Annotated in this window: 9 protein-coding genes; 6 read left to right on the top strand and 3 right to left on the bottom strand. The window is 65.9% G+C overall.

Features of this window, described 5'->3' with window-relative positions; translation table 11 throughout:
• Positions 1-75: 75 nt before the first annotated feature.
• Genes gatB through gatC form a run of 3 tightly spaced genes read right to left on the bottom strand, consistent with a single transcriptional unit; the run spans position 76 to position 3,287 of the window.
• Entirely contained in the window at positions 76-1,521 is a 1,446-nt protein-coding gene (gatB, locus tag AC0MAZ_RS24990) for an Asp-tRNA(Asn)/Glu-tRNA(Gln) amidotransferase subunit GatB (protein ID WP_050704079.1), read from the bottom strand.
• Positions 1,522-1,532: 11 nt separating this feature from the next.
• The gene (gene gatA, locus AC0MAZ_RS24985; RefSeq protein ID WP_475859561.1) at positions 1,533-2,984 is read right to left on the bottom strand and encodes an Asp-tRNA(Asn)/Glu-tRNA(Gln) amidotransferase subunit GatA; all 1,452 of its coding nucleotides are present in this window, start codon (positions 2,982-2,984) and stop codon (positions 1,533-1,535) included.
• A gap of 15 nt (positions 2,985-2,999) precedes the next feature.
• A complete protein-coding gene (gatC, locus tag AC0MAZ_RS24980; RefSeq protein WP_028689639.1) occupies positions 3,000-3,287 on the bottom strand; it encodes an Asp-tRNA(Asn)/Glu-tRNA(Gln) amidotransferase subunit GatC in 288 nt (95 codons plus the stop codon).
• A gap of 203 nt (positions 3,288-3,490) precedes the next feature.
• On the opposite strand from gatC, the gene mreB reads away from it, so the two are divergent.
• The 6 genes from mreB (at position 3,491) to AC0MAZ_RS24950 (ending at position 12,265) form a co-directional block, all read left to right on the top strand.
• Positions 3,491-4,528, top strand: coding sequence for a rod shape-determining protein MreB (mreB, locus tag AC0MAZ_RS24975; protein WP_003255163.1), 1,038 nt, complete (start codon positions 3,491-3,493; stop codon positions 4,526-4,528).
• A 221-nt stretch (positions 4,529-4,749) separates the two neighbouring features.
• Positions 4,750-5,718 (top strand): rod shape-determining protein MreC, encoded by a 969-nt coding sequence (gene mreC, locus AC0MAZ_RS24970; RefSeq protein WP_475859559.1) that lies wholly within the window; start codon positions 4,750-4,752, stop codon positions 5,716-5,718.
• Complete coding sequence (gene mreD, locus AC0MAZ_RS24965; RefSeq protein WP_028689641.1) at positions 5,718-6,206, top strand: rod shape-determining protein MreD; 489 nt, start codon at positions 5,718-5,720, stop codon at positions 6,204-6,206. Before mreC ends, mreD begins: the two co-directional genes overlap by 1 nt.
• A 32-nt stretch (positions 6,207-6,238) precedes the next feature.
• Entirely contained in the window at positions 6,239-6,838 is a 600-nt protein-coding gene (locus AC0MAZ_RS24960; RefSeq protein ID WP_028689642.1) for a Maf family protein, read from the top strand.
• 71 nt (positions 6,839-6,909) lie between these two features.
• Complete coding sequence (gene rng / locus AC0MAZ_RS24955) at positions 6,910-8,367, top strand: ribonuclease G (protein ID WP_050704083.1); 1,458 nt, start codon at positions 6,910-6,912, stop codon at positions 8,365-8,367.
• Positions 8,368-8,449: 82 nt separating this feature from the next.
• Positions 8,450-12,265, top strand: a complete 3,816-nt coding sequence (locus tag AC0MAZ_RS24950) for a YhdP family protein (protein WP_475859556.1) — start codon at positions 8,450-8,452, stop codon at positions 12,263-12,265.
• The last annotated feature ends 6 nt before the right edge of the window (positions 12,266-12,271 follow it).

The raw sequence follows: 12,271 nt of genomic DNA, 5'->3' as shown, positions 1-12,271 counted from the left end.
GTCCTTTCGCGGCACAAGGCCGCTCCTACAGGTGCAGCGTGAACCTGTAGGAGCGGGCTTGCCCCGCGATCGGGATCACCCTTCGAGCTTGGCCTTGAGCAATTGGTTCACTTGCCCCGGGTTGGCCTTGCCTTTGGACGCCTTCATCGCCTGGCCGACGAAGAAGCCGAACATCTTGCCGCGCTTGGCCTCGTCGGCGGCGCGGTACTGTTCGACCTGTTCGGCGTTGGCGGCGAGCATCTCGTCGAGCATCTTGTCGATCGCGCCGGTGTCGGTGACCTGCTTGAGACCTTTGCTTTCGATGATGCCGTCGGCATCGCCTTCACCGGCGGCCATGGCCTCGAACACGGTCTTGGCGATCTTGCCGCTGATGGTGTTGTCGCGAATGCGCAGCAGCATGCCGCCGAGGTGCTCGGCGCTGACCGGCGACTGGTCGATCTCGACACCCAGCTTGTTCAGCAGGCTGCCCAGCTCGACCATGACCCAGTTGGCGGCCAGCTTGGCGTCGCCGCCGATCTTCACCACCTGCTCGAAGTAGTCGGCCTGCTCGCGGCTGGAGGCCAGCACGTTGGCGTCGTAGGCCGACAGGCCGTACTGGCTCTGGAAGCGCTCGACCTTCTGCGGCGGCAGCTCTGGCAGGGCGGCGCGCACGCTGTCGAGGAAGCTCGGTTCGATGACCACCGGCAGCAGGTCGGGGTCGGGGAAGTAACGGTAGTCGTTGGCTTCCTCCTTGCTGCGCATGGAGCGGGTCTCGTCCTTGTTCGGGTCGTACAGGCGGGTTTCCTGCACCACCTTGCCGCCGTCCTCGATCAGGTCGATCTGGCGCTGGATCTCGCTGTTGATCGCCCGCTCGATGAAGCGGAACGAGTTGACGTTCTTGATCTCGCAGCGGGTGCCGAACTCGGTCTGGCCCTTCGGCCGGATCGAGACGTTGCAGTCGCAGCGCAGCGAACCTTCGGCCATGTTGCCGTCGCAGATGCCCAGGTAGCGCACCAGGGCGTGGATGGCCTTGACGTAGGCCACCGCCTCTTTGGCGCTGCGCATGTCCGGCTCGGAGACGATCTCCAGCAGCGGCGTGCCGGCGCGGTTCAGGTCGATGCCGGTGGCGCCGTTGAAGTCTTCGTGCAGGCTCTTGCCGGCATCCTCTTCAAGGTGCGCGCGGGTCACGCCGATGCGCTTGATGGTGCCGTCTTCCAGGGCGATGTCCAGGTGGCCCTTGCCGACGATCGGCAGGTCCATCTGGCTGATCTGGTAGCCCTTGGGCAGGTCGGGGTAAAAGTAGTTCTTGCGCGCGAATACGTTGCGCGGCCCGATTTCGGCATCGATCGCCAGGCCGAACATGCACGCCATGCGCACGGCTTCCTGGTTGAGCACCGGCAGCACGCCGGGCATGCCCAGGTCGACCAGGCTGGCCTGGGTGTTCGGCTCGGAGCCGAAGGTGGTGGCGCTGCCGGAGAAGATCTTCGACTGGGTGGCGAGCTGGGTATGAATCTCCAGCCCGATCACAACTTCCCATTGCATGTGTGAACTCCTCAGAAGCCGTTGGGGGCGCGGGTGTGCCAGTCGGTGACTTGCTGGTAACGGTGCGCGATGTTGAGCAGGCGGCCTTCCTGGAAGTACGGGGCCAGCAGTTGCACGCCCACCGGCAGGCCGTCGACGAAGCCGGCCGGCATCGACAGGCCTGGCAGGCCCGCCAGGTTGGCGGTGATGGTGTACAGGTCTTCAAGGTACTCGGCGACCGGATCGCCGGCCTTGGCGCCGATCTTCCAGGCCGGGTTCGGCGTGGTCGGGCCGATGATCACGTCGACCTCTGCGAAGGCGGCCATGAAGTCGTTCTTGATCAGGCGGCGGATCTGCTGCGCCTTGACGTAGTAGGCGTCGTAGTAGCCGGCCGACAGGGCGTAGGTGCCGACCATGATGCGGCGCTGCACTTCGGCACCGAAGCCTTCGCCACGGGAACGCTTGTACAGGTCGGTGAGGTCCTTGGGATCCTCGCAACGGTAGCCGAAGCGCACGCCGTCGAAACGCGACAGGTTGGAGGAAGCCTCCGCCGGGGCGATCACGTAGTACGCCGGGATGGCGTGCTGCATGTTCGGCAGGCTGATTTCCTTGACCACCGCGCCGAGCTTTTCCAGCTCCTTGACGCTGGCCTGGACCAGGTCGGCGATGCGCGGGTCGAGGCCGGCGCCGAAGTATTCCTTCGGCAGGCCGATGCGCAGGCCTTGCAGCGAGGCGTTGAGGTTGGCGCTGAAGTCCGGCACCGGCTCGTCGACCGAGGTCGAGTCCTTGGCGTCGAAGCCGGCCATGCCTTGCAGCAGCAGGGCGCAGTCCTCGGCAGTGCGGGCCAGCGGGCCGCCCTGGTCGAGGCTCGAGGCGTAGGCGATCATGCCCCAGCGCGACACGCGGCCGTAGGTCGGCTTGAGGCCGGTGAGGTTGGTCAGCGCCGCCGGCTGGCGGATCGAGCCGCCGGTGTCGGTGCCGGTGGTGGCCGGCAGCAGGCGCGCGGCCACGGCGGCGGCCGAACCGCCGGACGAGCCGCCCGGCACGTGCTCGAGGTTCCAGGGGTTCTTCACCGCGCCGTAGTGGCTGGACTCGTTGGCCGAGCCCATGGCGAACTCGTCCATGTTGGTCTTGCCCAGGCTGACCATGCCGGCCTCGGCTAGCTTGGCGACCACGGTGGCGTCATACGGGGCGGTGAAGTTGTCGAGCATCTTCGAGCCGCAGCTGGTGCGTACGCCGTTGGTGCAGAACAGGTCCTTGTGCGCGATCGGCGCGCCCAGCAGCGCGCCGGTCTCGCCGGCGGCGCGACGGGCGTCGGCGGCGCGCGCCTGCTCCAGGGCCTGGGTTTCGGTGACGGTGATGAAGCTGTTGAGCTGCGGGTCGAGCTGCTTGATGCGCGACAGCAGGGCGCCGGTCAGTTCTTGCGAGGAGAACGACTTGTCGGCGAGGCCACGGGCGATCTCGGCCAGAGTGAGTTGATGCATGGCAGGCGCTATCCCTTAATCGATGACTTTCGGAACCAGGTACAGACCGTTCTCGGTCGACGGAGCGACGGCCTGGTAGCGGTCGCGCTGGTTGCTTTCGGTGACCTGGTCGGGACGCAGGCGCTGGGTGGTTTCCAGCGGGTGGGCGAGGGGTTCCACGCCGGTGGTGTCGACGGCTTGCATCTGGTCGACCAGCCCGAGAATACTGTTCAAGGCATCGGTGGTGCGTGGCAACTCGCCTTCATTCAGGCCCAGGCGGGCCAGATGGGCGATCTTTTCCACGTCGGAGCGTTGAAGCGCCATGGGGATCTCCAGGAAAACGACAGACGGAATGAGTCCGCAAATGAGGAACATGCTGGGATTCTGGCGGTCAAAGGGCCGCGATCATCGGCAGGCATGCTCGGAAAAACAGCCAATTTAACATATTGGCTCCTTGCCCAAAATCCCTGCCATTGTTAGAGTTTGCCGCACTTTTTTACCCACGCTTTCCCCAGGGTCACTTTCCCATGTTCAAGAAACTGCGTGGCATGTTTTCCAGCGATCTGTCCATCGACCTGGGTACTGCCAACACCCTTATTTACGTGCGTGAGCGCGGTATCGTCCTGAATGAGCCCTCGGTGGTTGCCATCCGCACCCACGGCAACCAGAAAAGCGTCGTCGCAGTCGGTACCGAAGCCAAGCGCATGCTGGGCCGTACGCCTGGCAACATCGCGGCCATTCGCCCGATGAAAGATGGCGTGATCGCCGACTTCAGCGTTTGTGAAAAAATGTTGCAGTACTTCATCAACAAGGTGCACGAAAACAGCTTCCTGCAGCCCAGCCCTCGCGTGCTGATCTGCGTGCCGTGCAAGTCGACCCAGGTCGAGCGCCGTGCCATCCGTGAGTCGGCCCTTGGTGCCGGTGCCCGCGAAGTATTTCTGATCGAAGAACCAATGGCCGCCGCCATCGGTGCCGGCCTGCCGGTTGAAGAAGCCCGCGGCTCGATGGTCGTCGACATCGGTGGCGGTACCACTGAAATCGCCCTGATCTCGCTCAACGGCGTGGTCTACGCCGAGTCCGTTCGCGTCGGCGGCGACCGCTTCGACGAAGCCATCGTCACCTACGTGCGCCGCAACTACGGCAGCCTGATCGGCGAGTCCACCGCCGAGCGCATCAAGCAGGAAATCGGTACCGCCTACCCGGGCGGCGAAGTGCGCGAAGTCGACGTCCGTGGCCGCAACCTGGCCGAAGGCGTGCCGCGTGCCTTCACCCTGAACTCCAACGAAGTGCTCGAAGCGCTGCAGGAATCCCTGGCGACCATCGTCCAGGCGGTCAAGAGCGCCCTGGAGCAGTCGCCGCCCGAGCTGGCCTCGGACATCGCCGAGCGCGGCCTGGTGCTGACCGGCGGTGGCGCGCTGCTGCGCGACCTCGACAAGCTGCTGGCCCAGGAAACCGGTCTGCCGGTGATCGTCGCCGAAGACCCGCTGACCTGTGTCGCCCGCGGCGGTGGTCGTGCGCTGGAGATGATGGACAAGCACGCCATGGACCTGCTCTCCAGCGAGTGATCGCTGTGCAGTAGCATCCTCAGGTTTACAGGTGGCACGCACAGTGCTACCTGTATGCGCTGTGCTGGCGCCCGCCCGGGCGCCGTTTCCGTCAACCCGCAGCAGGCCGGTGCATTGCCCCATGTCCCATGACCTCCTGAGTCGTCCACGAGGAACGGCCCATTAAACCGCTTTTCTCCAAGGGCCCCTCGCTGGGCGTTCGCCTGCTCGTGCTGGTAGTGATGTCGGTCGCGCTGATGGTGGTCGATTCGCGCTTCGACCTGCTCAAGCCGGTGCGCAGCCAGATGGGCCTGGTGCTGATGGAATCCTACTGGATCACCGACCTGCCGCAGCGCATGTGGCAAGGTGTGGCCGGCCAGTTCGGCAGCCGCACCGAGCTGATCGCCGAGAACGAGAAACTCAAGACCGAGGCCCTGCTGCTGCAGGGGCGCCTGCAGAAGCTGGCGGCCCTGACCGAGCAGAACGTGCGCCTGCGCGAGTTGCTCAACTCCTCGGCGCTGGTCAACGAGAAGGTCGAGGTCGCCGAGCTGATCGGTGTCGACCCCAACCCCTTCACCCACCGCATCCTGATCAACAAGGGCGAGCGCGACGGCGTGTTCCTCGGCCAGCCGGTACTCGATGCCCGTGGCCTGATGGGCCAGGTGGTCGAGCTGATGCCGTACACCTCGCGGGTGCTGCTGCTCACCGACACCACCCACAGCATTCCGGTGCAGGTCAACCGCAACGGCCTGCGCGCCATCGCCAGCGGCACCGGCAACCCGGAGCGCCTCGAACTGCGCCATGTGGCCGACACCGCCGACATCAAGGAAGGCGACCTGCTGGTCAGCTCCGGCATGGGCCAGCGTTTCCCGGCCGGTTACCCGGTAGCCACAGTCAATGAAGTGATCCATGACTCCGGCCAGCCGTTCGCCATCGTCCGTGCCATTCCGACCGCCGCGCTCAACCGCAGCCGCTACATGCTGCTGGTGTTCAGCGACCGGCGCACCCCGGAGGAGCGCGCCACCGAGGCGGCGATCGCCCAGGAAGAGGCCGACCGCCAGGGCGCCGGCCACACTCCGCCAGCGGCCACGCCCGCGCCTGCCCATGCCGCGCAGCCCGCGCCTGGCACAGCTCCCGCGGCTGCGCCAACGACGGCCAGCCCGGCGCCGGCCCAACCGGCTGCCGCGCCCGCTCAACCCCGGAGACAATAATGGCCAGTACCCGTAGCAGAAACGGCTGGGCCATCTGGCTGACCTTCGCCATCGGCCTGTTGCTCAGCGTCTCGCCCATGCCGCAGTTCATGGAAGTGTTCCGGCCCATGTGGCTGGCCCTGCTGCTGGCCTTCTGGACCCTCGCCGTGCCCGGCAAGGTCGGCATGACCACGGCATTCCTGCTCGGCCTGGCCGAGGATGTGCTGTACGGCACCTTGCTTGGCCAGAATGCCCTGATTCTCACCCTGATCACCTTCCTGGTGCTGTCGTTGCAGCAGCGCCTGCGCATGTTCCCCATGTGGCAGCAGAGCCTGGTGATCCTGGTGATCTTCGGCATCGCCCAGCTGATCCAGCTGTGGCTCAGCGCGCTCACCGGCAATCGCCTGCCGACCCTGGCCCTGGTCTGGTCGGCGGTGATCAGCGCCTTGCTCTGGCCCTGGGTCAGCTTCGCCCTGCGCGGCCTGCGCGTTCGCCTGCACATTCACTGACGACCCGCCGCCACTGACAGGGAGATGTCCACATGACTCAGCTGTACCTGGCCTCCGGCTCGCCGCGCCGGCGTGAACTGCTGACCCAGATCGGCGTGCCGTTCACCGTCGTCAGCGCGCCCATCGATGAAACCCCGCTGCCGGGCGAAGCCCCGGCGGCCTATGTCGAACGTCTGGCACAAGCCAAGGCCGTGGCGGGCTTCGCCCACACCGACGGCGCCGGAGTGGTACTGGGCGCCGACACCACCGTGGTGCTCGATGGCCAGATCCTCGGCAAACCGGAGAACCGCGAGCAGGCGCTGGCCATGCTTGGCGACCTGTCCAAGCGCGAGCACCAGGTGCTCACCGCCGTCGCGCTGACCGACGGCCAGCGCAGCATCAGCCGTTGCGTCAGCACCACCGTGCGTTTTCGCACCATCTCTTTCGAGGAAGCGCTGCGCTACTGGGACAGCGGCGAACCGGTCGACAAGGCCGGCGGCTATGCCATCCAGGGCCTGGGCGCGGTGTTCGTCAGCGCTATCGAGGGCAGCTACTCGGCCGTGGTCGGCCTGCCCCTGAGCGAGACCGCCGAGCTGCTCGAGCAGTTCGCCATCCCTTGTTGGCAGCAGCAAGAGGATACGACACCACGCTAGGGTCGTTTAGAGCCTAGCCAGCCATCCCGCAGCGATCCATCATTACCCGAGACCTTTGACGAGAGCCTGCCATGAGTGAAGAGATCCTGATCAACATCACCCCGATGGAGTCACGCGTGGCGGTGGTGGAGAACGGCGTCCTGCAGGAGGTGCACGTTGAGCGCACCCAACGCCGTGGCATCGTCGGCAATATCTACAAGGGCAAGGTGGTGCGGGTCCTGCCGGGCATGCAGGCGGCATTCGTCGACATCGGCCTGGAGCGGGCGGCGTTCATCCACGCCTCGGAGATCTCCCAGCGCGAAGGTTCGGCGGTGGAGAACATCACCGCGCTGGTGCACGAAGGCCAGGCGCTGGTGGTGCAGGTCACCAAGGACCCCATCGGCAGCAAGGGCGCGCGCCTGACCACCCAGCTGTCGATTCCGTCGCGCTACCTGGTGTACATGCCGCGCAGCAGCCATGTCGGCATTTCCCTGAAGATCGAGGAAGAAGCCGAGCGTGAGCGCCTCAAGCAGGTGGTCACCGACTGCATGGCCCAGGAAGACATGAAGGACGCCGGCGGATTCATCCTGCGCACCGCCGCCGAGGGCGCCCGTGCCGAGGACATCCTTCAGGACATTCGCTACCTGCGCCGCCTGTGGGAGCAGATCGGCTCGCAGATCAAGACCTGCGGGGCGCCGGTGGTCATCTACGAGGACCTTGGCCTGGCCCTGCGCACCTTGCGCGACCTGGTCAACCCCAAGATCGAGAAGATCCGCATCGACTCGCGGGAAACCTTCCAGAAGACCACGCAGTTCGTTGCCGAGCTGATGCCGGAGATCGCCGATCGCCTGGAGCATTACCCTGGCGAGCGGCCGATCTTCGACCTGTATGGCGTGGAAGACGAGATCCAGCGCGCCCTCGAGCGCAAGGTGCCGCTCAAGTCCGGCGGCTACCTGGTGGTCGACCCGGCCGAGGCGATGACCACCATCGATGTCAATACAGGGGCGTTCGTCGGCCATCGCAACCTCGAGGAAACCATCTTCAAGACCAATCTCGAGGCCGCCACCGCCATTGCCCGGCAACTGCGCCTGCGCAACATCGGCGGGATCATCATCATTGACTTCATCGACATGGAAGACGAGGAGCACCAGCGCCAGGTCCTGCGGACCCTGGAGAAGCAGCTCGAACGTGACCATGCCAAGACCAACATCATCGGCATCACCGAGCTGGGCCTGGTGCAGATGACCCGCAAGCGCACCCGCGAAAGCCTTGAGCAGGTACTGTGCGAACCCTGCGCGGCGTGCCAGGGGCGCGGCAAGCTGAAGACCCCCGAGACGATCTGTTACGAAATTTTCCGCGAGATCCTGCGCGAGGCCCGGGCCTACCAGGCCGAGGGCTATCGGGTGCTGGCCAACCAGAAGGTGGTTGACCGCCTGCTCGATGAAGAGTCGGGCAACGTCGCCGAACTGGAGACGTTCATCGGGCGAACTATCCGCTTCCAGGTGGAGTCCATGTACTCCCAGGAACAATACGATGTGGTGCTGCTCTGACCCGCGCTAATGGCGGTCGCCCCATGGACGGGCTGGCAAAGCGCTATTCACCGGCCATAGTTAAGGGACGACTTGGAGGGCCATGGCCATGGAACGTCTGACCCGCGTTCTGGGCGCCTTGACCCGCTGGGGGCTGGGAATCTGCGCCCTGCTGGCGGTGCTGGTGGCGCTGTATGTCAGCCTCGGTCGGCAACTGGTACCCCTGGTCGCCGAATACCGAGCCGACGCTGAACTCAAGGCCGAACAGGCCTTGGGCATGCCCGTGCACGTCGGTGCCCTGGAGGGGCGCTGGAGTGGCCTGGCGCCGGTGTTGCGCGTACGCGACTTGCAGCTGGGCGAAGGCAAGGCGGCCTTGCGCCTGGACGACGTCAAGCTGGTGCCCGACCTGTGGGCCAGCCTCAAGGCCCGCGAAGTGCGCCTGGCGCGCATCCAGCTCAGTGGTTTGCAACTGATCCTGCGCGAGAGCGAGCAGGGTGCCTGGACCCTCGAAGGCCTGCCGCAGAAGGATGATGCGCCGCTCGACCCAGCCGATGCGCTCAAGCGCCTGCGCCAACTGGGGCGGATCGATGTGTTCGACAGCCAGGTCACCCTGCATCCCTGGCAGCGTGACCCGCTGACCCTCACCTATGTCAGCCTGGGATTGCAGGCCGGCGCGTCGCGCCAGAGCGTCGACCTGCGCGCCACGCTGCCCGATGGCCAGCCCCTGGCCCTGAGCCTGAACAGCCGCGCCACCGCCAAGGCCTGGCGCGACGGTCGCGTGCAGGCCTACCTGAGCCTGCCGCAAAGCGATTGGGCGCGCTGGCTGCCGCCGCAGCTGCTGGGCCAGTGGCAGACCGCCACCCTGCGCGCCGGTGGCGAGTTCTGGATCGACTGGAACAAGGGGCAGTTGCAGCAGGCGATGGTTCGCCTCAACGCCCCGCAGCTCAAGGGCGCCTACACCGGACGCAAGGCCATCACCCTGGACAACCTGGCCCTGTCGGCCTGGTTCCAGCGCCAGGACCAAGGTTTCGACGTCGTTGTCGACTCCCTGGCCATGAGCCTTGGCAAGACCCGTTGGGAGTCCCATCTGCAACTGGCACAGCGCCCTGGTCAGAGCCCGGCCGAGGAAAGCTGGCAGGTGCAGGCCGATCGCCTCGACCTGACCCCGCTGACTCCGGTGATCGACGCCTTGGCGCCGTTGCCGGACAAGCTGATGACGGTGGTCGACGCGCTCAAGGTGACCGGCGCCCTGCGCAACGTACGCCTGGATATCCGCCCCAAGGCCGAGGGCGACCAGCGCCTGCAGTTCGCCGCCAACCTGGAGAAAGTCGGCTTCGACGCCTATCACGGGGCGCCGGCCGCCGGCAACGTCAGCGGCGCCATCAGCGGTGACCTCGGGCACGGCGAGCTGCGCCTGGATACCCAGGCCTTCATGCTGCATCTGTATCCGATCTTCGGCAAACCCTGGCATTACCCGAAAGCCAACGCACGGCTGACCTGGACCCTGGACAAGGAAGCCTTCACCCTGGTCGCCCCTTATATCAAGGTGCTGGGCGACGAGGGCAAGATCGCCGCGGACTTCCTCATCCGCATCCACCTGCAACCGGGCCACGAAGACTACATGGACCTGCGCGTCGGCCTTACCGAGGGCGACGGTCGCTACACCGCCAAATACCTGCCCGAGGTGCTCAGCCCGGCCCTGGACGAATGGCTGCGCAGTGCCATCGTCAAGGGCAATGTCGACGAGGGCTACTTCCAGTACCAGGGCTCGCTGCATCACAACGCGCCGCCCCATGCCCGCGATATCAGCCTGTTCTTCAAGGTCCACGACGCCGCGCTGGATTTCCAGCCGGGCTGGCCGCAGGTGCAGCAGGTCGACGGCAATGTCTACATCGAGGACACCGGCGTGCGCATCCAGGCCCGCAAAGGGCTGTTGCTGGATACCCAGGTCAGCGATGTCAGCGTCAACATTCCCCATGTCGAGGGCGATCAGCACAGCCACCTGTTCCTCGATGGCGACTTCGACGGCAGCCTCGGCGATGGCCTGAAGATCCTCAAGGAAGCGCCCATCGGTACGGGCGAGATCTTCGCCGGTTGGGAAGGTGAAGGCCCGCTTGAGGGCAAGGTCAAGCTCGATATACCCCTGGCCCATGGGCAGCGGCCCAAGGTGCTGGTGGACTTCGCGACCCGCGACGCGACCCTGAAAGTGGCGCCGCCCAGCCTGGAACTGACCCAGCTCAAAGGCGACTTCACCTTCGATTTCGACAAAGGGCTGAGCGGCAAGGACATCAGCCTGCACGCCTTCGGCAAGCCGGTGACCGCGCAGATCACCGCCGAAGGGCAGGGTGGGCAGATTCAGACCCGCATCAACGCCAATGGCCAGGTCGGCCTCAAGGCCCTGACCGACTGGTTGCAGTACCAGCAACCGCTGCCGGCCTCCGGTGAGCTGCCCTATCAGTTGCAGGTGACACTCGGCAGTCGCGACAACCGCTTGAGCGTCAGTTCTTCGCTCAAAGGATTGGCCATCGACTTGCCGGCGCCTTTCGGCAAGGCTGCCGGGGAAACCCGCGACAGTCGTTTCGGCCTGACCCTGCAAGGCCCCGAGCGGCGCATCGATGCCAGCTACACAGACCTTGCCCGCTTCGCCTACGCCGCGCCGGCCGACAAGCTGGCCCAGGGGCGTGGCGAGCTGCTGTTGGGCACGGGCGAAGCCAGCCTCCCAAGCGGCCAGGGCCTGCGCGTGCGTGGCCGGCTCGAGGCCTTGGACCTGGCACCCTGGCAGCAGCAGATGGAGCGCTTGGCCGGCAAGGATCCGGGTGGCAGCGCCCGGCAGAACCTGCAGAGCGTGGACCTGAGCATCGGCCAGCTCAAGGCCTTCGGCATGGACCTCAACCAGGCGGTGATCCGCCTGATGCGCGGCGGCCCGGCCTGGGACCTGCGCCTGGACAGCCAGGAAATCATCGGCAACGCCCGTATTCCCGATGCCAAGGCCACGCCCATGACCGTCCGCCTGCAGAGCCTGCGCCTGCCGCCGGCCGACCCGGATGAAGCCCAGGACGAGAACGCGCCGGACCCATTGGTCGGGGTCGACCCGCGCAAGGTGCCGCCGCTGGACCTGACCATCGACAAGCTGTACCGCGGCGACGACCTGTTCGGCAGTGTCAACCTGAAACTGCGCCAGACCGCCAAAGGCATGGCCATGAGCGATGTCGACCTGGACCTCAAGGGGCTGCACATTGATGGCAGCGGTGGCTGGGAAGGCGAGCCGGGCAGCAGTTCGAGCTGGTACAAGGGGCGGCTGGACGGCAAGAACCTGGGCGATGTGCTCAAGGCCTGGGGCTTCGCGCCCACCGTCACCAGCCGCGACTTCCGCATGGACGTGGACGGCCGCTGGCCGGGTTCGCCAGCCTGGGTCAGCCTCAACCGTTATTCCGGCAGCCTCGACGCGGCCCTGCGCAGCGGCCAGTTCGTCGAGGTCGAGGGCAGCGCCCAGGCCTTGCGGGTGTTCGGGCTGCTCAACTTCAACTCCATCGGCCGGCGCCTGCGCCTGGACTTCTCCGACCTGTTCAGCAAGGGCCTGGCCTATGACCGGGTCAAGGGCCTGCTGGTGGCCAGCGAAGGGGTCTACGTGACCCGTGAGCCGATCACCGTCACCGGGCCGTCGAGCAACTTCGAGCTCGACGGCACCATGGACTTCGTTCGTGACCGGGTCGATGCCAAGCTGCTGGTGACGCTGCCGGTGACCAACAACCTGCCGCTGGCCGCGCTGATCGTCGGCGCGCCGGCGATCGGCGGCGCGTTGTTCCTGGTCGACCGCCTGATCGGTGACCGGGTCGCGCGTTTCGCCAGTGTGCACTATCGCGTCGAAGGTCCGGTCAAAGAGCCTAAAATCACCTTTGTGAAACCTTTCGACAAATAACCCGGG

The sequence above is a fragment of the Pseudomonas sp. A genome (genome assembly GCF_056270345.1).
This window is presented reverse-complemented; position numbering and strand designations above follow the sequence as displayed.

Coding starts and splice junctions, on each gene's coding strand:
- mreD (WP_028689641.1), top strand. CDS start 5,718: ATGGCCAGTACCCGTAGCAGAAACGGCTGGGCCATCTGGCTGACCTTC.
- mreB (WP_003255163.1), top strand. CDS start 3,491: ATGTTCAAGAAACTGCGTGGCATGTTTTCCAGCGATCTGTCCATCGAC.
- gatA (WP_475859561.1), bottom strand. CDS start 2,984: ATGCATCAACTCACTCTGGCCGAGATCGCCCGTGGCCTCGCCGACAAG.
- rng (WP_050704083.1), top strand. CDS start 6,910: ATGAGTGAAGAGATCCTGATCAACATCACCCCGATGGAGTCACGCGTG.
- gatB (WP_050704079.1), bottom strand. CDS start 1,521: ATGCAATGGGAAGTTGTGATCGGGCTGGAGATTCATACCCAGCTCGCC.
- AC0MAZ_RS24960 (WP_028689642.1), top strand. CDS start 6,239: ATGACTCAGCTGTACCTGGCCTCCGGCTCGCCGCGCCGGCGTGAACTG.
- AC0MAZ_RS24950 (WP_475859556.1), top strand. CDS start 8,450: ATGGCCATGGAACGTCTGACCCGCGTTCTGGGCGCCTTGACCCGCTGG.
- mreC (WP_475859559.1), top strand. CDS start 4,750: ATGTCGGTCGCGCTGATGGTGGTCGATTCGCGCTTCGACCTGCTCAAG.
- gatC (WP_028689639.1), bottom strand. CDS start 3,287: ATGGCGCTTCAACGCTCCGACGTGGAAAAGATCGCCCATCTGGCCCGC.